The sequence below is a fragment of the Paraburkholderia sp. 40 genome (genome assembly GCF_050434105.1).
Taxonomy (GTDB): Bacteria; Pseudomonadota; Gammaproteobacteria; order Burkholderiales; family Burkholderiaceae; genus Paraburkholderia; species Paraburkholderia tuberum.
The window spans coordinates 2,380,151-2,401,119 of the sequence record NZ_JBNPVY010000004.1; the positions used below are offsets into that span (position 1 = coordinate 2,380,151).

17 protein-coding genes, 1 other RNA gene and 1 pseudogene are annotated in these 20,969 nt (G+C 63.8%); 3 read left to right on the forward strand and 16 right to left on the reverse strand.

The window, feature by feature from the left end; genetic code table 11:
• Window positions 1-24: 24 nt before the first annotated feature.
• The 4 genes from ltrA to pyrC all read right to left on the reverse strand — a co-directional run bounded on the left by ltrA (window position 25) and on the right by pyrC (window position 4,288).
• Window positions 25-1,392, reverse strand: a complete 1,368-nt coding sequence (gene ltrA / locus OKW28_RS32770; RefSeq protein ID WP_429451686.1) for a group II intron reverse transcriptase/maturase — start codon at window positions 1,390-1,392, stop codon at window positions 25-27.
• 444 nt (window positions 1,393-1,836) lie between these two features.
• Window positions 1,837-2,250: RNase P RNA component class A (rnpB, locus tag OKW28_RS32775), an RNA gene on the reverse strand.
• A gap of 35 nt (window positions 2,251-2,285) precedes the next feature.
• Entirely contained in the window at window positions 2,286-3,215 is a 930-nt protein-coding gene (locus OKW28_RS32780; RefSeq protein WP_429451688.1) for a DUF3025 domain-containing protein, read from the reverse strand.
• Window positions 3,216-3,226: 11 nt separating this feature from the next.
• Window positions 3,227-4,288, reverse strand: a complete 1,062-nt coding sequence (pyrC, locus tag OKW28_RS32785; RefSeq protein ID WP_429451690.1) for a dihydroorotase — start codon at window positions 4,286-4,288, stop codon at window positions 3,227-3,229.
• 163 nt (window positions 4,289-4,451) lie between these two features.
• On the opposite strand from pyrC, the gene OKW28_RS32790 reads away from it, so the two are divergent.
• Window positions 4,452-5,411: a class II glutamine amidotransferase gene (locus OKW28_RS32790; protein ID WP_429451692.1), complete on the forward strand. Its 960-nt coding sequence runs from the start codon at window positions 4,452-4,454 to the stop codon at window positions 5,409-5,411.
• A gap of 100 nt (window positions 5,412-5,511) precedes the next feature.
• Here OKW28_RS32790 and OKW28_RS32795 read toward each other — a convergent pair whose 3' ends face one another.
• From OKW28_RS32795 to OKW28_RS32820, 6 genes are all read right to left on the reverse strand, one after another.
• The gene (locus OKW28_RS32795; RefSeq protein ID WP_176105077.1) at window positions 5,512-6,237 is read right to left on the reverse strand and encodes an amino acid ABC transporter ATP-binding protein; all 726 of its coding nucleotides are present in this window, start codon (window positions 6,235-6,237) and stop codon (window positions 5,512-5,514) included.
• Window positions 6,234-6,911, reverse strand: coding sequence for a glutamate/aspartate ABC transporter permease GltK (gene gltK, locus OKW28_RS32800; RefSeq protein ID WP_184022936.1), 678 nt, complete (start codon window positions 6,909-6,911; stop codon window positions 6,234-6,236). Before gltK ends, OKW28_RS32795 begins: the two co-directional genes overlap by 4 nt.
• Complete coding sequence (locus OKW28_RS32805; protein WP_429451694.1) at window positions 6,911-7,651, reverse strand: amino acid ABC transporter permease; 741 nt, start codon at window positions 7,649-7,651, stop codon at window positions 6,911-6,913. The genes gltK and OKW28_RS32805 overlap by 1 nt, the downstream gene beginning before the upstream one ends.
• A gap of 91 nt (window positions 7,652-7,742) precedes the next feature.
• Entirely contained in the window at window positions 7,743-8,636 is an 894-nt protein-coding gene (locus tag OKW28_RS32810) for a glutamate/aspartate ABC transporter substrate-binding protein (RefSeq protein WP_429451695.1), read from the reverse strand.
• Between the two features lie 284 nt (window positions 8,637-8,920).
• Complete coding sequence (locus OKW28_RS32815; protein ID WP_429451697.1) at window positions 8,921-10,243, reverse strand: Glu/Leu/Phe/Val family dehydrogenase; 1,323 nt, start codon at window positions 10,241-10,243, stop codon at window positions 8,921-8,923.
• Between the two features lie 162 nt (window positions 10,244-10,405).
• A complete protein-coding gene (locus OKW28_RS32820) occupies window positions 10,406-11,362 on the reverse strand; it encodes a LysR family transcriptional regulator (protein WP_429451699.1) in 957 nt (318 codons plus the stop codon).
• 164 nt (window positions 11,363-11,526) lie between these two features.
• Between OKW28_RS32820 and purB the strand changes: the two genes are divergently transcribed.
• Entirely contained in the window at window positions 11,527-12,915 is a 1,389-nt protein-coding gene (gene purB / locus OKW28_RS32825) for an adenylosuccinate lyase (protein ID WP_429451700.1), read from the forward strand.
• A gap of 153 nt (window positions 12,916-13,068) precedes the next feature.
• Here purB and OKW28_RS32830 read toward each other — a convergent pair whose 3' ends face one another.
• The 4 genes and pseudogenes from OKW28_RS32830 to edd all read right to left on the reverse strand — a co-directional run bounded on the left by OKW28_RS32830 (window position 13,069) and on the right by edd (window position 17,835).
• Window positions 13,069-13,563: a gluconokinase gene (locus tag OKW28_RS32830; protein WP_429451703.1), complete on the reverse strand. Its 495-nt coding sequence runs from the start codon at window positions 13,561-13,563 to the stop codon at window positions 13,069-13,071.
• Window positions 13,564-13,573: 10 nt separating this feature from the next.
• Window positions 13,574-14,977 (reverse strand): gluconate:H+ symporter, encoded by a 1,404-nt coding sequence (locus OKW28_RS32835; protein ID WP_429451705.1) that lies wholly within the window; start codon window positions 14,975-14,977, stop codon window positions 13,574-13,576.
• A 257-nt stretch (window positions 14,978-15,234) separates the two neighbouring features.
• Window positions 15,235-15,876: a bifunctional 4-hydroxy-2-oxoglutarate aldolase/2-dehydro-3-deoxy-phosphogluconate aldolase gene (gene eda, locus OKW28_RS32840; protein ID WP_184022929.1), complete on the reverse strand. Its 642-nt coding sequence runs from the start codon at window positions 15,874-15,876 to the stop codon at window positions 15,235-15,237.
• A 2-nt stretch (window positions 15,877-15,878) separates the two neighbouring features.
• Window positions 15,879-17,835, reverse strand: a pseudogene (gene edd, locus OKW28_RS32845) (phosphogluconate dehydratase).
• 298 nt (window positions 17,836-18,133) lie between these two features.
• Here edd and OKW28_RS32850 point away from each other — a divergent pair.
• Window positions 18,134-18,979, forward strand: a complete 846-nt coding sequence (locus OKW28_RS32850; RefSeq protein WP_018421799.1) for a MurR/RpiR family transcriptional regulator — start codon at window positions 18,134-18,136, stop codon at window positions 18,977-18,979.
• A 112-nt stretch (window positions 18,980-19,091) separates the two neighbouring features.
• Here OKW28_RS32850 and OKW28_RS32855 read toward each other — a convergent pair whose 3' ends face one another.
• Together OKW28_RS32855 and OKW28_RS32860 are read right to left on the reverse strand one after the other, a co-directional pair.
• Complete coding sequence (locus OKW28_RS32855) at window positions 19,092-19,508, reverse strand: CopD family protein (protein ID WP_018421800.1); 417 nt, start codon at window positions 19,506-19,508, stop codon at window positions 19,092-19,094.
• A 72-nt stretch (window positions 19,509-19,580) separates the two neighbouring features.
• On the reverse strand, window positions 19,581-20,852 hold the full coding sequence (locus OKW28_RS32860) for a glutamate-5-semialdehyde dehydrogenase (RefSeq protein WP_429451707.1): 1,272 nt from the start codon (window positions 20,850-20,852) through the stop codon (window positions 19,581-19,583).
• Window positions 20,853-20,969: the final 117 nt, after the last annotated feature.

Here is a 20,969-nt window from a genome sequence, read left to right on the forward strand (position 1 = left end):
ACCGGGCGGTTCGGGAAGTTGAGGTTAGGAGAGTCGGGGCACACCCAGCTGATCGAAGTAAGTGATGGTCAGCACGCTGTTGAGGAGCTTGCCGCTGTTGCACCACCAGCGGCGACTGTTCGCCGCCACCTGTTGTGCCACAGAGCATGACGCGCCCAGCGCGCGCAGTTCCCGGTAGATGGTTGAGCCACGGCGCCAATGCTTAAGCTGGATGGCGCGTAGTCGGTGGCGCAGCCACTCATCCAGCTCACGCCAGACTCTGGGGGTTTGCGCCAACCGGAAGTATGCCCTCCAGCCCTGCACATAAGTCCGCAACCGTGCCACCACGTCCTTCATGCTGCGCCCGCCAGATCGGCGGGTCAGTTCACGAATGCGGTGCCTGAACGCCAGCAGCGGTTTGGCCGCCACCTTGCGCTTGACCACACCGCCTGGAGCCACCCATAAGCTGTAACCCAGGAACTTGCGACCGAACACACTCGCGACCGCACTTTTGGTCTCGTTGACCTTCAGGCGCAATCGCCCATACAGACGTCGCAGCAGCACCATTACCCGTTCGCCCGCGCGGCGGCTACGAACATACACGTTCGCATCGTCGGCGTAGCGCGCAAAGCAGTGGCCCCGCCGCTCCAGTTCCTTGTCCACCTCATCCAGCAACACGTTGGCCAGCAGCGGCGATAGCGGCCCGCCTTGCGGCGTGCCCTGGGCTCGCTGCTGAACCACTCCATCATCCATGATGCCGCTGTTCAGATACGCCCTGATCAGCCGGATTACACCAGCGTCTCCAATGCGTTTCTGTAGGCGGTCGATCAGGATGTCGTGGTTGACCCGGTCGAAGAACTTCTCCAGGTCAACGTCCACCACGATTCGCCGGCCTGACTGCACGTACGACTGCGCGGCAAGCACCGCATCGTGTGCACGCCGTCCGGGCCGGAAGCCGTAGCTATGCTCGCTGAAGGTGGGATCCAGAACCGGCTGCAGCACCTGCAGCAGAGCCTGCTGGATCAACCGGTCCGTTACCGTCGGGATACCAGGCTCGCGCTCGCCTCCGTCCGGCTTCGGAATCGTCACCCGCCGTACCGGGCTGGGCCGGTACGTCCCCTTCAGCAGTTGTTCACGAATCGCTGGCCACGCCGTCACCAGATGGCGCGCAGTCTGGTCAACGCCCAGACCATCCACCCCAGCGGCTCCTTTGTTGGCCCGCACCCGTTTGAACGCCCGCTTCAGGTTCTCTCTCGTCAACGCCGCTTCCAGCAACGCTGACCTTGTGCTCCCGGGTTCATGCCGCGGGCAGCCGGCTTCGTCGCTCACAGGTACATGCGCAGCTTCACCACGCGCTGCTCCCGCTCGCCCCGTTTGCACGGGCATCTGACGCATTGCCTGCCGCATCGGCATATCCCTGAACACTCCTTCCCGTTCGGTCCTTCGTCACCAGCTTCAGCCTTGCCGACCTGTCCTGTGACTACTACGACCTCGGCTGACTTCCCGCTCCGGTTCGACACCGTTGCCCTTTCAGGCATGAGGCGAGATCTCCCCAGGTAAGAACGCACTCCTTCACCGCACAACCGCCGGATTTACGGCACCAATCCTTGACCACAAGAGCTTCGCAGATTCGTGCCCGCTCGCCCTGATCGGTGCCGCCTCATATCCGGTTCTTGTCCATCGGCTCACGGCTTTGCTCCACGCTTCCTCCCCACGCTCGGTCACCCTTACGCAGTTGCGCTTCACTTCATTCGCTGTGGTCAGCTTATGGGAGGACTTGCACCTCCAGGAGTGCGCCCATGCTGGGCGCACATGAAAAAGCCGGCGTCTCAACGGACGCCGGCTTTCCTTATACAGCGGCAAAGCAGGCCGATAAGCCGGATTCTGTGCACGCGCCGCGCCCGAAGACGCGACCCGCGTGGCAGCCATTCCTCTAGGCGCGCCATTACTGACGCGCTCAAGCTTCCTACCCGCAGACGAGACGGGGGCCCCGTCCTGCATCGCGAAGATGCGCGCCTGCCTACTTGGAATTGCTCCGGGTGGAGGTTACCGTGCCGGTCTGCCTTGCGACAGCCGCGGTGCGCTCTTACCGCACCGTTTCACCCTTACCTGATCCCGGCTTGCGCCGGGCCATCGGCGGTTTGCTTTCTGTTGCCCTGTTCCGCGTGTCGCCACGGATGGCCGTTAGCCATCACCCTGCCCTGTGGAGTCCGGACTTTCCTCGCCCTCGTTGGCCGAAGCCGTCGAGGCCGCGACTGCCTGGCCTGCTTTGCTGGCGCGAATTTTAACACCGAACGCGGAAGCGCCTAGCGCTTGCGCCTCCCCGTGCGGAACACGGACGTGTCGTCGTAGAACGCCGGCGATTCGTTCTCGGGCCACCAGCCCGGAATGCCGAGCACCGGCAGCGGCGCGAACATGCGGCTCGTCAAAGCGTCGGGGCCGAGCAGCGCCGCGCTGACGGCTTCATCGAGCCATGCGTCGCGCGCCGGCGTGTCCCATTCGAAATACTCGGCCGGAACGTCGACGATCCATGCATGGCCGGTGCAGCCCTTGAACGGCGCGATCAGCTTTTCGAGCAGCGCATGGCCGAAGCACCGCACTTCGCAGCGCCGCCCCCACGCATCGCGCCACGCGACAAACAGCGTCTGCCACTCGAAGCCGCGTAGCGCGGCGCTCAGCGAAGAATCGGCGCAAGCGAACAGCAGCGCGTTTTCGTCGAAGAGAGTCAGCATGTCGCGCACACCACCACGCGTCGGGCCGACGCCGAGCACGTCGAGTTCCGCCGACTGGCGCGCGTTCAGCGCCGCCTTTATGCGCGGAAACGCGAACCACATCGAACCGTTGAAGAAGTCGTGCAGATTGTGGCGCGTCGGCACGCAACCGGTCGACGCGATATGCCCCTCGTACGCGGCACCCGGTGGCAGGTCGTCCTGCGCGATGAACGCAAGAGGCTGGCCGCGGCCGGTGGTCTGTTGCATCTGGGCGGCGTCGGCGTTCATCGCGGCGAGAAGGTCCGCGTAGCCGGTCAGCGCGGCTTGCTGCCAACGCTGACCGCGTGTGGCGAATTGCGCGAACCACGGCTTTGACCAGTCGATTGCGGCGAAGCACGGTGGCAGAGGCTCGGGTGCCATGCCGCGCGCAGCTTTGTCCGCCGCGGCTTCATGCGCTACCGCGGAGCCCGCTTTCGCCGCCTTATCAATATTGGCAGCGCGCTGCCCCGCCTCACGCTCCCGCATCTACCGCAGCCTCAAACGAGACGCCAGCCAATCGACTCCCCGCCTCGCAGCGGCACGACCGGCGTATCGCCGGCGGGCAGCTCGGCCGGCAGCGTCCATTCCTCGCGACGCAGCGTGACCTTCTCCGTATTGCGCGGCAGACGGTAGAAGTCCGGACCATGGAAGCTCGCGAAGCCTTCGAGCTTGTCGAGCGCGCCGGCCTGGTCGAATGCTTCGGTATAGAGCTCGAGCGCGTGCAGCGCGGTGTAGCAGCCCGCGCAACCGCACGCGTGTTCCTTCATCCCCTTCGGATGCGGCGCGCTGTCGGTGCCGAGGAAGAAGCGCGGATCGCCCGAGGTCGCCGCCTCGACCAGCGCGACGCGATGCGTCTCGCGTTTGAGCACCGGCAGGCAGTAGTAATGCGGACGGATGCCGCCCTGGAAAATCGCGTTGCGGTTGTACAGCAGATGGTGCGCGGTGATCGTAGCGCCAAGCAGTTCCGGCGCGACGCCCGCTTCGCGGACGTAGTCGGCCGCGTCCTTCGTCGTGATGTGCTCGAACACGACCTTCAGCGCCGGAAATGCGCGGCGCAGCGGCATCATCACGCGATCGATGAAGACCTTTTCGCGATCGAACAGATCGATGTCCGAATCCGTCACCTCGCCATGCACGAGCAGCGGCATGCCGACTTCCTGCATCACTTCCAGCGTCTTCGCGCACTTCATCAGATCGGTGACGCCCGCGTCCGAGTTCGTCGTCGCGCCCGCCGGGTACAGCTTCACGCCGTGCACGAAGCCGCTCTCGCGCGCGCGGCGGATCTCGTCGGGCGGCGTGTTGTCGGTCAGGTACAGCGTCATCAGCGGCTCGAATTTCGCGCCCTCGGGAATCGCGGTGATGATGCGCTCGCGATATGCCTTCGCCATCGCGGTCGTCGTGACCGGCGGCTTCAGGTTCGGCATGATGATCGCGCGACCGAACTGGCGCGCGGTGTCAGGCAGCACGGCCGCGAGCATCGCGCCGTCGCGCACGTGCAGATGCCAGTCGTCCGGGCGGACCAGTGTGACGGAATCGGGGGAAACGTTGAAAGCAGTCATGGCAGGAATACGAGACGTCGCGCACCTCGCTGATCGACCGGTCAAACCGCGCTGTAGCGGCCCAAACACATGTCAATTTTGCTTTTTGGCGTCTCCGGCTCGGTGATATGCTTGGAAAATCATCATTGTAACGGCTCACTCCGTTCACAGGCTCACCTGCAACATGTGCCAACTTCTCGGAATGAACTGCGCCGCGCCGACGGACGTCACGTTTTCCTTTACCGGCTTTGCGGCGCGTGGCGGCGTCACCGATCACCACGCCGACGGCTGGGGCATCGCTTTCTTTGAAGACAAGGCGTGCCGCTTGTTCATCGATCATCAATCGTCGGCCACGTCGCCGATCGCCGAGATGGTCAAGCGCTACCCGATCAAATCGAAAAACACGATCGCGCACATCCGCAAAGCGACGCAAGGGCACATCCTGCTCGAAAACTGCCACCCGTTCATGCGCGAACTGTGGGGGCGTCACTGGATCTTCGCGCATAACGGCGACCTGCAGGCTTACGCGCCGGAACTGAACGGCGTGTATCAGCCGGTCGGCACGACCGACAGCGAACTCTCGTTCTGCGCGCTGCTGGAAGGTTTGCGTAAGGCTTTTCCGGGCGCGCAGCAGCCGCCGCTTCACGAGCTGTTCGTCGCGCTCGAGACGCTCACGCGTGAAATCACGCAGTACGGCGTGTTCAATTTCCTGATGTCTAACGGCCAGGCCCTGTTCGCGCATTGCTCGACGCATCTGCATTACGTCGTGCGTCGCTGGCCGTTTTCGACCGCGCATCTGGTCGACGCGGACGTGTCGATCGATTTCGCCAAATACACGACACCCGAAGACCGCGTCGCGGTGATCGCGACCAAACCGCTGACCGACAACGAAGTGTGGACCGCGTTCAAGCCCGGCGATCTGCTGATGTTCCAGCATGGCGACGTGATCGGCCGCGCCAATATCCCGGTGCCGCAGTCGGTGCTCGAAAAGTTGCGCAATCCGGCACTCGACGCATCGGCGTCGGCCACGACGATCGCGGCGTCGAACGGCGCGCACGCGGTAGGCACGAGCGCAACCACGCTATCACCCGACAGCGAAACCGATCTCGAAGCCGCCGATGACACGGCAGCGTTCGAGTCGTAAGCCGCCGCGTCACCCTACGCCTGCGAAACAAAAAGCCGCTCCACGGAGCGGCTTTTTTTCGTCCCGCGCGAGCCCCGAAACGAGGCCTGCGCACCCACCCTCAGTGCAGAATCTTCGCGAGAAAATCCTTCGCGCGATCCGACTTCGGATTCGCGAAGAAGTCTTCCTTGCGGTCGTCTTCGACGATCAAACCCTTGTCCATGAAAATCACGCGATGCGCGACCTTCTTCGCGAAGCCCATTTCGTGCGTCACGCACATCATGGTCATGCCTTCCTGCGCGAGTTCGACCATCACGTCGAGCACTTCGTTGATCATCTCCGGATCGAGCGCCGAGGTCGGCTCGTCGAACAGCATCGCGATCGGGTCCATGGAGAGCGCACGCGCAATCGCAACGCGCTGCTGCTGACCACCGGACAGCTGCCCCGGATACTTGTCCGCATGTGCGCGCAGACCTACGCGATCGAGCAGCTTCAGGCCCTTCGCGGTCGCCTCGTCGTTCGAGCGGCCGAGCACCTTCACCTGCGCGAGCGTCAGGTTCTGCACGATCGACAGATGCGGAAACAGTTCGAAGTGCTGGAACACCATGCCGACCTTCGAGCGCAGCTTCGACAGATTGGTTTTCTTGTCGGTCAGTGACTGGCCGTTGATGACGATCTCGCCCTTCTGGAACGGCTCGAGTCCGTTGACGGTCTTGATCAGCGTGGACTTGCCCGAACCGGACGGCCCGCAGACCACGACCACTTCGCCCTTTTTGACTTCCGTCGTGCAGTCGGTCAGCACCTGGAAATGGCCGTACCACTTCGAAACATTCTTGATAGAGATCATCTTGCGACCTTTTTCTGAAGACCTTTGACGAGGCTCGACGCGATCACGCAGATCACGAAATAACACGCGCCCGCGAACAGTACCATCTCGACGTTCGTGCCGTCACGATCGCCAATATTCGTAGCCGTGCGGAAGAAGTCGGCGAGGCTGATCACGTAGACGAGCGACGTATCCTGAAACAGCACGATACCCTGCGTGAGCAGCAGCGGCACCATCGCGCGGAACGCCTGCGGCAGCACGATCAGGCGCATCGCCTGCCCATAGGTCATGCCGAGCGCGAACGACGCATTGACCTGACCACGCGGCACCGCCTGAATGCCGGCGCGGATGATCTCGGAATAATACGCGGCCTCGAATAGCGAGAACGCGACCATCGCCGAGGCGAGCCGGATGTCGATGTCGGCCGACAGACCGAGCACGCTTTGCAGCACCTGCGGCACGATCAGGAAGAACCACAGCAGCACCATCACGAGCGGGATCGAACGGAAGAGCGTCACGTAACCCTGCGCGAACCATCCGAGCGGCTTGATCGGCGACAGTCGAAACATCGCGAGAATGGTGCCCCAGATGATGCCGAATACGATCGCGATCAGCGTGATCTTGAACGTGATGATCGCGCCGGTCCATAGCGTAGGCAGCGCGCCCGGAATACCGCTCCAGTCGAAATGATGCATCACTTTCCTCCGATATAGCCGGGCAGCCGGGCCTTCACTTCGACCCAGCGCATCAGTTGCATCACGATCAGATTGATCAGCATGTATGCGACCGTGACCGCGATGAACGACTCGTAAGTTTGCGACGTGTAGTCGACGAGCTGGCGCGCCTGCGCGGACAGATCGAGCAGACCGATCGTCGAGGCAACCGCGGAGTTCTTGAAGATGTTCAGAAACTCGGAGGTGAGCGGCGGCACGATGATGCGGTACGCGACCGGCAGCAGCACGTAGCGATACGTCTGCCACTGCGTGAAGCCTACCGCCAGACCGGCCGCGCGCTGGCCGCTCGGCAACGCGTTGATGCCCGAGCGCACCTGCTCGCACACGCGCGCGGCGGTGAAGAGGCCCAGACACACGATCGACGACGAGAAGAACTGCGCGCCCGGCGGCAATTGCTTGAACCAGTTGCCGATCGACACGGGCAGCAGCTCCGGTATCACCAGATACCAGATGAAGAACTGCACGATCAGCGGAATGTTACGGAAAATCGCGACGTAGACGGTGCCGACACCCGACGCCCATTTGTTGGGCACCGTGCGCAGCACGCCGAAGAGCGAACCGACGATCAGCGCGATCACCCATGCCGACAGCGACACGGTGACCGTCACCCACAGCCCCGAGAACAGCCAGCCCAAATAGGTGGTCGGCTCGCCCGTGGAGACGGGACTCAGCAGAATGCCCCAGTTCCAGTGATATGACATGACCAAGACTCCGGCAAAAAGAAACGGAAGAAGCGCGTGGCCCCTTCCGTTCCGTTCAGCGTTTCGAAAGTGTCGAAAAAGCAGCTAGGGTTTAGTCGATTGCCTTGTCGTTCGGGTTCTTGAACAGCGCACGCATATCGTCGCTCATCGGGAAGTTCAGGTTCAGGCCCTTCGGCGGGATCGGCGATTCGAACCAGCGCTTGTAGATCTGTTCGCCTTCGCCTGACGTCTGCACCTTCGCGATGGCGTCGTCGGCGACCTTCTTGAAGTCGGGGTCGTTCTTGCGCAGCATGCAGCCGTACGCCTCCCGCGATTGCGGCGTGCCGACGATCACGAAATCGCCCGGGTTGCTCGACTTCGCGCGCTCGCCGGCGAGCAGCGCGTCGTCCATCATGAACGCGGCGGCACGGCCCGTCGACAGCGTCAGGAACGATTCGCCGTGATCCTTCGCGCTGATGATGTTCATGCCCATGTTCTTGTCCTGGTTCATCTTGCGAAGCAGGCGCTCGGACGTGGTGCCGGCGGTCGTGACGACCGTCTTGCCCTTCAGGTCCGGGAAGTCCTTGATGCCGGAATCTTTCTTGGTCATCAGGCGCGTGCCGATCACGAAGATCGTGTTCGTGAAGGCAGCCTGTTGCTGACGCTCGAGGTTATTCGTGGTTGAGCCGCACTCGATGTCGACCGTGCCGTTCTGCACGAGCGGAATGCGGTTCTGCGACGTGACCGGCACGAGCTTCACCTTCAGGTTCGGCATGTTCAGCTTCTGCTTGACGGCCTCGACGATCTTCGTCGCGTAATCCTGCGAGTAGCCGATCACGTTCTGCTTGTCGTCGTAAAAGGAGAACGGGATCGACGATTCGCGATGGCCCAGCGAAATGACGCCCGTATCCTTGATCTTTTTCAGCGTGCCCGAGTCTTGCGCATGCGCGCCAACCGTAAACAGTCCGAGAGTCGCGAGCAGCAGCGCAGCTTTTTTAATCTTCATCTTGATCTCCATGGCAAGAACCGGCGCCAGTGTAACAAAGTAATTTTTCTGAAAGTATCGCTATTAACCATTCTGTTGCGCGCACGCCGCGATGGGCCCGCGGCGCCGTCGCACGGCCGTTTCGCGCATATGAGAAGGCGGGCGGCATCGATAGAATGCCGCCCGCCGGTCAAACACGCCGTCTTGTGGACCGCGTTGATGCACGAAGTTTCGGCGGTGTGCGCCTCCCGGCCCGGATACCGGGCCGCGTCACCGCCGTTTCAAACAAGATAGGACAGGGTCCATCAGGGATACAAGCCGCGCATCTCGCGCGCCTGCAAAATCCGCTTACACGCGACGATGAACGCCGCCGTGCGCACCGACACGTTCTGCTCGCTCGACACCTGCCAGACGGCCGCGAACGCTTCGCGCATCACGCGTTCGAGGCGCTCGTTGATCTCGTCTTCGGTCCAGAAGAAGCTCGAGAAGTCCTGGACCCATTCGAAATATGACACTGTCACACCGCCGGCATTCGCGACCACGTCCGGAATCACGAGGATGCCGCGATCGTGCAGGATGTCGTCCGCCGCCGTAGTGGTTGGGCCGTTCGCGCCCTCGACGATGATCCTGGTCTTGATCTTGCCGGCGTTTTTTTCGGTGATCTGATTTTCCAGCGCCGCCGGAATCAGGATGTCCGACTCGACGGTCCAGAACTCATCGCCGGTGATCGCGTCGGCTTCGGGGAAACCGCCGACGCCGCCCGTCTTCGTGACGTAGTCGAGCAGCGCGACCGCGTCGATGCCGGTGGACTTGTACACCGAGCCGGTGTGGTCCTGCACCGCGACGACCTTCGCGCCCGCCTCCTGGAACAGACGCGCGGCGATGCCGCCGACGTTGCCGAAGCCCTGCACCGCGATACGCGCGCCTTCGATGTCGAAGCCGATGCGGCGAGCCGCTTCGCAGCCCACCACGAATACGCCGCGGCCGGTCGCCTCGCGACGGCCGAGCGAGCCGCCGAGCGTGATCGGCTTGCCCGTCACGACGCCGGTGGCCGTCTGGCCCTGATTCATCGAGTACGTGTCCATCATCCACGCCATGATCTGCTCGTTCGTGTTCACGTCCGGCGCGGGGATGTCGGTATTCGGTCCGATGATGATGCCGATCTCGCTCGTGTAGCGGCGCGTCACGCGCTCGAGCTCGCCACGCGACAGCGTGCGCGGATCGACGCGGATGCCGCCCTTCGCGCCGCCGTACGGCACGTTCACCGCCGCGTTCTTCACCGACATCCACGCGGACAGCGCCATCACTTCGGAGAGCGTAACGTCCTGGTGATAACGCACGCCGCCCTTGCCCGGACCGCGCGACACGTTGTGTTGCACGCGATAACCCTCGAAGTGCGCGACCGTGCCGTTGTCGAGTTCGATGGGCACGTCGACGACGAGAATGCGCTTCGGGCGCTTCAGGGTTTCGAGCCAGCGGGACAGCGAACCGAGATACGGCGCGACGCGGTCGACCTGGCGCAGATAGTTGCCCCAGGGGCCGAGGTCGTCCTTATTGAGGTAGGAGGGAACTGCTTGCAACGTTGAGGCGGCTTGCACCGATTCTGCGGCTTGTTGCTGGGATGACATGAACGCTCCGGCGTTTGATCGAGTACGAGCATTGTGGAAAAACGCCGTATCGAAATCCAATGCCGTTTCCTCATCCCGTTATGTTTTTTTTGCATAACGTTCGCAAAGCCGCAAATTCGCGTCGTCGCGACGCAGGTTCGAGTTTGAGTTTTATGCCGCGGCTCAGGCGGCGCTCTGCCGGAGTTCCTCCGACACCACGTCCCACAACTGGCGCACGAGAATCTGGCGCGCGTCGTCGCTTTTCGCGGCGAGCTTGTCGCGATACAGGCGAATCTCCATGCTGAGCGTCAGCTGCCCTTCGGGCGTGCCGCGCGTCGCGCGATCGAGGCGGATCAGCCGGCCTTCGGCCACCGCATCTTCGACCGCGCTATGCGGCAGAAACGCGATGCCGTGACCGGCGAGCGCCATCGCCTTGAGCCCCTCGGCCATGTCGGTTTCGTAGAGCCGGTCGAGGTACAGGCGCTCCGGCGCGTTCGCGAGAATCACCTCGGTCATGCGCCCGAGGTACGCGTTCGGCGTGTACGACAGATACGGCGCGGGCGCATCGGCCGAGCCTGGCAGCGTGTGACGCGGCCGCCCCGCACGGGCCGGCGCAGAGAACGGGCTGATCGGCTCGTGGCCGAGCGTCAGCATGTCGTAGCGGGCCGGATCGAGCGCGACCGGATGGCTCGGATGGTGGTAGCCCATCATCAGATCGCAGCCGCCTTCCACCAGCGAGAGCGCCGCGTCGTGGACGTTCAGCGCGCGCAGCCGCGTGTGGATCGGGCCCATCTGCGCCTCGATGCGCTGCAGCCAGCGCGGAAAGTAAGTGAGCGACAGCGTGTGGGGGACCGCGAATTCGATCGTCGCCTGGGGCGTCGCCATGTGGCCGCGCAGCAGCGCGCGCGCCTCGTGGAATTGCGACAGCATCGCGAGCGCCTGCTCGTTGAACACCTGACCGGCCGCCGTGAGCCGCGTCGGATAAACAGAACGGTCGATCAGTTCCGTGCCGAGCCACGCTTCGAGCGCCTGGATGCGGCGCGAGAAAGCCGGCTGCGTGACGTGGCGCAACTCGGCCGAGCGGCTGAAGCTACGCGTTTCCGCGAGCGAAATGAAGTCTTCGAGCCATTTCAGTTCCATGCGATTGCGCTTGCCGTCGAGAGGGAAGAAGTCTGCATTCTAGCGGCGCGGATTGCGACCGACGCATCCGGGCGGGCCGATCGCGTCACAGTGGTAAAATCCACGGTTCCCTCCGTTCCCGACCCGCTCGCTGAGCGCTCAACCGCTTCAACCCGGTCCTCATCATGTCCGACACCCGCCCCGACACCCTCTTCGCGCTGAACGCACTTTCCCCGCTCGACGGCCGCTATGCCGCCAAAACCGAAGCCCTGCGCGACTGGCTCTCGGAAGCCGCCTTCATGCGCAATCGCGTGACGGTCGAAATCCACTGGCTGATCGCGCTGTCGCGCGCCGGCTTCGCTGAAGTGCCGCGCTTCTCCGAGGCGTCCGAGCAATTCCTGCTGCAACTGGCCGAGCGCTTCACCGCGCACGACGCCGCGCGCATCAAGGAAATCGAGCGCGTGACGAACCACGACGTGAAGGCCGTCGAATACTGGTTGAAGGAATCGGTGAAGGGCCAGGAAGAACTGGAGCGCGCGAGCGAGTTCATCCACTTCGCGTGCACGTCGGAAGACATCAACAACACGTCGCACGGCCTGATGCTCGCCGGCGCGCGCGAACACGTGATCCTGCCGGCGCTGCGCTCGGTGCATCAACGCCTCGTTGCGCTCGCGCACGCGCAAGCCGCCCAGCCGATGCTGTCGCGCACGCACGGCCAGCCGGCCAGCCCGACCACGCTCGGCAAGGAAATCGCCAACGTCGCCGCGCGGCTCGCGCGTGCGATCGAGCGGATCGCGAAGGTCGAACTGCTCGGCAAGATGAACGGCGCGGTCGGCAACTTCAACGCGCACCTGTCCGCGTATCCGGAGTTCGACTGGGAAGCGTTCTCGAAGGACGTCGTCGAGAACCGTCTGAAGCTCACGTTCAATCCTTACACGATCCAGATCGAGCCGCACGACTACATGGCCGAGCTGTTCGACGCGATCTCGCGCGCGAACACGATCCTGCTGGATCTGGACCGCGACGTGTGGGGCTACATCTCGCTCGGCTACTTCAAGCAGCGCACGAAGGCCGGCGAAATCGGTTCGTCGACGATGCCGCACAAGGTCAACCCGATCGACTTCGAAAACTCGGAAGGCAACCTCGGCCTCGCGAACGCGACGTTGCGTCACCTCGCCGACAAGCTGCCGGTGTCGCGCTGGCAGCGCGACCTGACCGACTCGACGGTGCTGCGCAACATCGGCGTCGCGTTCGGCTACTCGCTGCTCGCGTACGACTCGCTGATCCGCGGCCTCGACAAGCTCGAAGTGAATGCGCAGCGTCTGAACGAAGACCTCGACAACTGCTGGGAAGTGCTGGCCGAGCCGGTGCAGACCGTGATGCGCCGTTACGGCATCGAGAATCCGTACGAGCAGCTGAAGGAACTCACGCGCGGCAAGGGCATCACGCGCGAGGCACTGCAGAGCTTCATCGGCGGCCTGGCGATTCCGCAGGACGCGAAGGACCGTCTGCTCGCGATGACGCCCGGCTCGTACATCGGCCGGGCCGTCGAACTGGCGAAGCGGATCGGCTGATCGGCTGGGCCAGCTTCTTCAATGCGTAAAAAAGCTGGCGAAGCGGATCGGCTGATCGGCTGGGCCAGCTTCTTCAATGCGTAAAAAAGCCGCTCCGAGGAGCGGCTTTTTTTCGTCCCGCGTTCGAAGCTGGAACGCGAAGCAATCAAAGACTCAGCGCGCTTCGACCTGCTTGAGCACCTCGTCGACGATCTGTTCCGGCGTCAGCTCGATGCTGACCGTGATCGCTTCGTCGTCACCGGGCTCCTCGAGCGTATCGAGCTGGCTTTGCAGCAGCGACGGATCGAAGAAATGCCCGGTGCGATCCCCGAGACGCTCCGCGAGCACCTCGCGCGAACCCTTCAGGTAGACGAAGCACACGTCCCTGTCGCCGGCACGCAGAATGTCGCGATACGAGCGCTTCAGCGACGAACACGTGAACACCGCCGTCTCGCCCGCTTTCTGCTTTTCCTCGATCGCCGCGCGGATCGTCTTCAGCCACGGCCAGCGGTCTTCGTCGGTGAGCGGAATGCCGTGGTGCATCTTCTCCTTGTTCGCCGCGCTATGGAACGCGTCGCCGTCGGTGAACGCGCAATGCAGGCGCTCGGCCAGCATTTCGCCAATCCTCGTCTTGCCGGCGCCCGACACGCCCATTGCGATCAGAATCATTTGAAACTCCTTACAGGACCGCCGCGAGTGCGAAGGTCAGGCCCAGCCCCATCACCGAAATGATGGTTTCGAGGAGCGACCACGTCTTGAAGGTCTGCCCCACCGTCATGCCGAAATATTCCTTGATCAGCCAGAAGCCGCCGTCGTTCACATGCGAGAAGATCAGCGAGCCCGAGCCGGTCGCGAGCACCATCAGTTCCGGCTTCACCTGCACCGCGCCCGCCGCCGCGATCGGCGCGACGATGCCGCAGGCGGTCGTCATTGCGACGGTGGCCGAGCCGGTCGCGAGACGGATCATCGCCGCGACGAGCCAGCCGAACAGCAGCGGCGACAGATGCACCGCGGTCGCCACGTTGGTGATTTCCTTCGAAATGCCGCTATCCATCAATACGCGGCCAAAACCGCCGCCCGCACCGACGATTAGTGTAATACCCGCGATCGGCGCCAGACATTCTCCGCAGAACTTCTGGATCTGCTCGCGGTTAAAGCCGCGGCTCGCGCCGAAGGTCCAGAAGCTGACCAGCACGGCCGTCAGTAGCGCGACGTCGGTGTTGCCGAAAAAGCGCAGCAGATCGTTCGGCAGCGTCTTCGGCTCGAAGACCAGGTCGGCCCAGCTGCCGATCAGCATCAGGACCACCGGCAACAGGATCGTGACCAGCGTGATGCCGAAGCCCGGCAGTTCGCGCTTCGGTGCAGCGGCCTTCGCGGCGCTACCACTTTGCACGCCGTTGGCGTCCTTCACGTCGCTGCCCAGAAATTGCGCGGCAAGCGGATTTTCCTTCGGCAACTGGATATGACGGCTCACCAGCAACGCGAACAGCGGACCCGCGACGATCGCGCACGGCACGCCGACGATCAGACCGTAGGCGATCGTCTTGCCGATGTCCGCGTGATACGCCTGCACGGCGAGCAATGCGGCCGGGTGCGGCGGAATCAGCCCGTGCACGACGGACAGACCCGCGACCATCGGCAGGCCGACCAGCAGCAGCGATTTGTTGGTGCGCTTGGCGACGTTGAACGCGATCGGAATCAGCAGCACGAAGCCGACTTCGAAGAATACCGGCAAGCCGACGATGATCGCGACCACCATCATCGCCCAGTGAATGTGTTTCTCACCGAACCAGTTGATCAGCGTGGTCGCGACGCGCTCGGCGCCGCCCGATTCGGCCATCATCTTGCCGAGCATCGTACCGAGACCGACGACGATGGCAATGTGCCCGAGCGTGTTGCCGTTCCCCGTTTCGAACGATTTGACGATGGTCTGCATCGGCATGCCGGCCACGAGGCCCAGCAGCAACGACACGATGATCAGAACGAGAAACGGATAGACCTTGAAGCGCGTGATCATCAAGATCAGCAACGCGATCGCGATCAATGCGTAGACCAGCAGCAAGCTGCCGTGGGCAGATTCCATGAAGCCCCTCCTTTGGTTTATTGATTTCAGAGTGCGGATGCGGCCGGCACTTCGTCTCACGGCAACCTGCGCGATGCCTGAAAACCCGGCTAGCCGCGCGGACGCTGAATTTTACTGTTTGTTTCCAGAAAGCGCGCGCAAATCCAGCACGCATATCAAGTAAAAAAAAGAGTCTCGGCGCGACAGCCTGATGCGGCTGTATCGACGAGACTCCTGGGCCCGGTTCAGTTGACCGATGCGCTATTGGGTTGTGGGGCTTAGTGCGCGGGTGCCGCCAGCTGGCTCGCGGCGCGCGCGAGGCGCGTGACCTCGTCCCAGTTCTGCGCGGCGAGCGCGGCCTTCGGCGTGAGCCACGAACCGCCGACACAGACCACGTTCGGCAGCGACAGGAAGTGCGGCGCGCTCTCCGGCGTGATGCCGCCGGTCGGGCAGAACTTCAGCGCCGGGAACGGGCCGTGGAACGCCTGCAGCATCGGCACGCCGCCCGCCTGCTGTGCGGGGAAGAACTTGACGATCTCGTAGCCGAGCTCGAGCGCGAGGATGATGTCCGACGGCGTCATCACGCCGGGCAACAGCGGCAGACCCACATCCTGCGCGGCCTTGTGCATGTCCTTGGTCAGACCCGGCGACACGCCGAACTGCGCGCCCGCCTTCTTCGCCTGGGCGCAATGCTCGGGCTTCGTGATCGTGCCGACACCGACCACGATGTCGTCCGCGAGTTCGCACGCACGCTCGATCGCGCCGAGGCCCGCCGGCGTGCGCAGCGTGATTTCGAGCACCTTCACGCCGCCCGCGTGCAACGCGCGCGACACGTGTTCGCCCTGTTCGACCGTGTCGAACGCGAGCACCGGAATCACCGGGCCGAGGCGCACGATATCGCTTACTGTTTTCGACGTCATAGTCAGACTCCTTGTTTCTGCAGCGCCGCGCCGGCTTGCGCGGTGCTCGTGTGATGATGGTCGCTGGGTTGATGGCCGTGCTGATGGTCACCGTCGTGGCCGTGCTGGCCGTCGACCGTGCCGCCCTCGCCGACCAGCTTGCCGAACACCGACGCGCCCTGCTCCGCCGGCGCCGCCGCCGCACGGAACACGCCGAACAGCTCGCGGCCGAAGCCGACTTCGTTGTCCGCCTGATGCAGCGGCTCGGCGCTCGGACGCGCGGCCCACTCGGCTGCGTCGATTTCGATGTCGAGCACGCCCGCTTCGGCGTCGATCACCAGCATGTCGCCCGTGCGGACTTTGCCGATCGGGCCTTGCAGCAACGCTTCCGGCGACAGATGGATGACCGCCGGCACCTTGCCCGACGCGCCCGACATACGGCCATCGGTCACCAGCGCGACATGGAAACCCTGATCCTGCAGCACACCGAGCAGCGGCGTCAAACGATGCAACTCGGGCATGCCGTTTTGCGCGTGCGCCCTGGAAGCGCACCACCGCGATGAAGTCGCGCTTGAGCTCGCCCTTGTCGAACGCTTCCTGCACCGCTTCCTGCGAATCGAACACGATTGCCGGCGCCTTCACCTTGCGATGCTGCGCCGCGACCGCCGAAATCTTGATTACGCCGCGGCCGAGCTTGCCCTGCATCAGACGCAGGCCGCCGTCCGGCTGGAACGGCTCCCTGATGCCGCGCAGCACCGCTGTGTCCGCGCTCGCCTCGACACCCGCCACCCATTGCAGCTTGCCGTCGAGCAGCTTCGGCTCCTCGGTGTAGCGCTTCAGACCCTTGCCCGCGACCGTGTTCACGTCTTCATGCAGCAGACCGCCTTCGAGCAGATTGCGCACGAGGAACGCGACGCCGCCCGCCGCGTGGAAGTGGTTCACGTCGGCCTTGCCGTTCGGATAGATCTTCGCAAGCAGCGGTACCGCCTGCGACAGCGTGTCGAAGTCGTCCCAGTCGATCACGATGCCGGCCGCGCGCGCGATTGCGACGAGGTGCAGCGTGTGATTGGTCGAGCCGCCGGTCGCCAGCAGCGCGACGATGCCGTTGACGATCGCCTTCTCGTCGACCACATGGCCGATCGGCATGTAGTGGCCGCGCTCGACCGTCAGATCGAGCACGCGGCGCGCGGCCTGCGCGGTCAGCGCGTCGCGCAGCGGCGTGTGCGGATGCACGAAGGCCGAGCCCGGCAGATGCAGGCCCATCACTTCCATCAGCATCTGGTTACTGTTCGCGGTGCCGTAGAACGTGCAGGTGCCGTGGCTGTGATAGGCGGCCGCTTCCGCTTCGAGCAGCGCGTCGCGGCCGCACTGGCCGGTCGCGAACTGCTGACGCGTCCTGGCTTTGTCGTCGTTCGACAAGCCGCTTGCCATCGGGCCGGCCGGCACGAAGATGGTCGGCAAATGGCCGAACTGCAGCGCGCCGATCAGCAGGCCCGGCACGATCTTGTCGCAGATGCCGAGGCACAGCGCCGCGTCGAACATATTGTGGGTGAGCGCGACGGCCGTGCTCATCGCGATCACTTCGCGCGAGAACAGCGACAGCTCCATGCCCGCGTTGCCCTGCGTGATGCCGTCGCACATCGCCGGTACGCCGCCCGCGAATTGCGCGACGCCGCCGTTTTCGCGCGCGGCCTGCTTGATGATGTCCGGGTAGTTTTTGTACGGCGCGTGCGCCGACAGCATCTCGTTGTACGACGACACGATGCCGATATTCGGCTCGCGGATCTGCTTGATCACGAGCTTGTCGTTGCCCTCGAGGCCGGCGAAACCGTGAGCGAGGTTCGCGCACGACAACGCGCCGCGCGCCGGAAAGCGCCCCTGCGCATGCTGGATGCGGGCCAGATACGCTTCGCGCGTGGGCTTGCTGCGCTCGATCACGCGTTGCGTGACCTTCAACAATTGCGAATGCGGGGAAACCATCGGAGCTCCTTCGTCGCTGGCGGCAGGCGCACGCATGACACCTGGCGGTATCGCGGGGTTGTGATATCGAACGACGTCATCTTAGTAGAAAAACTACACGATCGCAATGACGAACTCTGTTGCGGCGCCGCATGGCGCGGATCGCCAGATCGCCCTACTGGCGGCGCCTCAGCGCTTTACAGCAGAAACTTGGGGAATACACTTACTTGCCGATATGTAGTTTTTGTACATATCTTTTGTGCGCCGACGACCAATCGGATATAGTCCACACGTTCTTCAGCATAGTGCGAGTTTTCCGATGATGCTGTCCCAGGTGGAAGAGATGCGCGACCAGCTGCGCCCGTCCGAGCGCAAGCTGGCCGATTACGTGATCGAGGCGCCGCGCGAGGTGCTCGATCTGTCGATGACCGAGGTCGCCGCGCGCGCGGGCGTGAGTCAGCCGACGATCGCGCGCTTCTGCCACGCGCTCGGTTTCTCCGGCTTTCGCGAATTCAAGATCCGTCTCGCACAGGGCATCGCCAGCGAAGTGCCCGCCGTCTATCGCGACGTGCGGCCCGACGAGCCGACGCCGGGCGTCGCCGCGAAGGTGCTCGACCGAACGATCGGCGCGCTGATTCAGGTGCGCAACAATCTGTCGTCGGATAGCGTCGCCGCGGCGATCGACATGCTCGCGCAAGCGAAGCGCATCGAGTTCTACGGGGCGGGCGGCTCAGGCATCGCCGCGCTCGACGTGCAGCACAAGTTCTTTCGGCTCGGCATGCCGAGCGTCGCGTATTCGGACCCGCATACGTTTCTGATGTCGGCCGCGCTGCTCGGACCTGGGGACGTGGTCGTCGCGATTTCCAATACGGGCCGCACGCGCGACATCATCGATGCCGCAAAGGCCGCGCTGAACGCAGGCGCGAAGGTGATCGCGATCACGCACGGCAACTCGCCGCTCGCGCGGCTCGCAACCGTGGGCCTCTTTGCGAACGTCGACGAAGACACCGACATCTTCTCCCCGATGACCTCGCGCGTGTCACATCTGGCGATCGGCGACATTCTGGCGGTCGGCGTCGCGCTGAGCCGCGGGCCCGAACTGGTGGAGAAGCTCGCGCAAACGAAGGAAGTGATCCACCGGCGGCGGGTGGATTCGCAGGGGTGATCCGCTGCGATGGAACGCGAAACGACGGGATAACGCAAAAGGGCGGTGTGCCATTCAACCGGCATACCGCCCTTTGATCTTTTCCAGCGCCCTGCTTAACGCCGTCAGCCGCTCAGAACGGCTTGATCACCACCAGCGCGACCGCGGCGAGCATACCGAGCACCGGCAGCTCGTTGAACATCCGATACCACTTGTCCGAGCGGCGATTCTCGCCGCGCTCGAACCTGCGCAACAGCACGCCGCAATACGCGTGATAGATGACGAGGAGCACGACCACGCCGACCTTCGCGTGAATCCAGCCCTGCCCGCTGCCGATGCCGATCACGAGCCACAACCACAGGCCGCACGCGATCGCGGGCACGGCGATGAAGCTCATGAAGCGGAACAGCTTGCGCGCCATCAGCAGAAGACGCGCCGTCGCGGCGGGTTCCGTTTCCATCGCCAGATTGACGAAGATGCGCGGCAGATAGAACAGGCCGGCAAACCAGGAGGCAATCAATACGATGTGAAACGTCTTTACCCAAAGCATCGGCGGGGTCCTTGTGGTCCTTGTGGTCCATGTTGTTGTGGCGCCGGTGGTTGTGGCGCTTCGATTCGTGCTTTATTGACGGCCTTCGCCATGACCCAGCACGACGTATTTCAGCGACGTCAGCCCTTCGAGTCCGACCGGGCCGCGCGCGTGCAGCTTGTCGTTCGAAATGCCGATCTCGGCGCCGAGGCCGAACTCGAAGCCGTCCGCGAAACGCGTCGACGCGTTGACCATCACGCTCGCCGAATCGACTTCGCGCAGGAAGCGCATCGCGCGGTCGTGGTCTTCGGTGACGATCGCGTCGGTGTGGTGCGAGCTATACGTGTTGATGTGCTCGATCGCCGCGTCGATGCCGTCGACCACCTTGATCGCGAGCACCGGCGCGAGATATTCGGTGCGCCAGTCTTCCTCGCTCGCATCGACGAGCGGACCGACGCCCGCATCGGCCAGCACCGCGCGCGCCGCCGCATCGACGCGCAGCTCGACGTCCTTGCCGCGATATAGCTTGCCCAGCGGCGGTAGCACTTCGGCCGCAATGCCGCACGCGACCAGCAGCGTCTCCATCGTGTTGCAGGTGCCGTAGCGGTGCGTCTTCGCGTTGTCGCAGACGTTGAGCGCCTTCGGCAGGTCCGCGCGATCGTCGACATAGACGTGGCAGATGCCGTCGAGGTGCTTGATCATCGGCACGCGCGCTTCGTTCATCAAACGCTCGATCAGGCTCTTGCCGCCGCGCGGCACGATCACATCGACGTATTCGGTCATCGTGATCAGCTTGCCGACCGCCGCGCGGTCCGACGTCGCGACCACCTGCACCGCGTCCTGCGGCAGACCGGCCGCTTCGAGGCCCTCGCCGATCAGCTTCGCGAGCGCGGTATTGCATTCGAGCGCTTCCGAGCCGCCGCGCAAAATGGTCGCGTTGCCGGACTTCAGGCACAGCGCGGCCGCGTCGATCGTTACGTTCGGGCGCGATTCGTAGATGATGCCGATCACCCCGAGCGGCACACGCATCTGGCCGACCTGGATGCCGCTCGGCCGGTACTTCAGATTGCTGATCTCGCCGATCGGGTCGGCCAGCGCCGCGACCTGGCGCAGGCCTTCGACCATCGTTTTCAGCGCCTTGTCGGACAGCGTCAACCGGTCGATGAACGCGGCATCGTGGCCCTTGCCGCGGGCGCGTTCGAGGTCGCGCGCATTGGCGGCCTTCAGCAGATCGGCATCGCGCTCGATCGCCTCGGCAACGGCCGCAAGCGCCGCATTCTTCGCGGCGGTCGACGCCCGCGCCATCGCGCGCGAAGCCTGACGGGCGCTTTGGCCGAGGTCGGTCATGTACTGGTCGATATCCATGGTCATTCTCGTGATGCCCCGCACGTTGGCATGCGGTGGTCGGGCAGGATTAGCGAAAGATCAAACGATTGTAAGTCGGGTACCGGTGCTTTGCTCGCGCGCGGGCAGCGGGTGCGC

Excerpts from the sequence above, each read along its gene's own strand:
- OKW28_RS32815 (WP_429451697.1), bottom strand. The coding sequence starts at position 10,243 with ATGTCATCCCAGCAACAAGCCGCAGAATCGGTGCAAGCCGCCTCAACG.
- gltK (WP_184022936.1), bottom strand. The coding sequence starts at position 6,911 with ATGCATCATTTCGACTGGAGCGGTATTCCGGGCGCGCTGCCTACGCTA.
- OKW28_RS32855 (WP_018421800.1), bottom strand. The coding sequence starts at position 19,508 with ATGCTTTGGGTAAAGACGTTTCACATCGTATTGATTGCCTCCTGGTTT.
- OKW28_RS32835 (WP_429451705.1), bottom strand. The coding sequence starts at position 14,977 with ATGGAATCTGCCCACGGCAGCTTGCTGCTGGTCTACGCATTGATCGCG.
- pyrC (WP_429451690.1), bottom strand. The coding sequence starts at position 4,288 with ATGACTGCTTTCAACGTTTCCCCCGATTCCGTCACACTGGTCCGCCCG.
- purB (WP_429451700.1), top strand. The coding sequence starts at position 11,527 with ATGTCCGACACCCGCCCCGACACCCTCTTCGCGCTGAACGCACTTTCC.
- OKW28_RS32795 (WP_176105077.1), bottom strand. The coding sequence starts at position 6,237 with ATGATCTCTATCAAGAATGTTTCGAAGTGGTACGGCCATTTCCAGGTG.
- OKW28_RS32850 (WP_018421799.1), top strand. The coding sequence starts at position 18,134 with ATGATGCTGTCCCAGGTGGAAGAGATGCGCGACCAGCTGCGCCCGTCC.
- OKW28_RS32860 (WP_429451707.1), bottom strand. The coding sequence starts at position 20,852 with ATGGATATCGACCAGTACATGACCGACCTCGGCCAAAGCGCCCGTCAG.
- OKW28_RS32810 (WP_429451695.1), bottom strand. The coding sequence starts at position 8,636 with ATGAAGATTAAAAAAGCTGCGCTGCTGCTCGCGACTCTCGGACTGTTT.
- eda (WP_184022929.1), bottom strand. The coding sequence starts at position 15,876 with ATGACGTCGAAAACAGTAAGCGATATCGTGCGCCTCGGCCCGGTGATT.
- OKW28_RS32830 (WP_429451703.1), bottom strand. The coding sequence starts at position 13,563 with ATGATTCTGATCGCAATGGGCGTGTCGGGCGCCGGCAAGACGAGGATT.
- OKW28_RS32790 (WP_429451692.1), top strand. The coding sequence starts at position 4,452 with ATGTGCCAACTTCTCGGAATGAACTGCGCCGCGCCGACGGACGTCACG.
- OKW28_RS32820 (WP_429451699.1), bottom strand. The coding sequence starts at position 11,362 with ATGGAACTGAAATGGCTCGAAGACTTCATTTCGCTCGCGGAAACGCGT.
- OKW28_RS32780 (WP_429451688.1), bottom strand. The coding sequence starts at position 3,215 with ATGCGGGAGCGTGAGGCGGGGCAGCGCGCTGCCAATATTGATAAGGCG.
- OKW28_RS32805 (WP_429451694.1), bottom strand. The coding sequence starts at position 7,651 with ATGTCATATCACTGGAACTGGGGCATTCTGCTGAGTCCCGTCTCCACG.
- ltrA (WP_429451686.1), bottom strand. The coding sequence starts at position 1,392 with ATGCCGATGCGGCAGGCAATGCGTCAGATGCCCGTGCAAACGGGGCGA.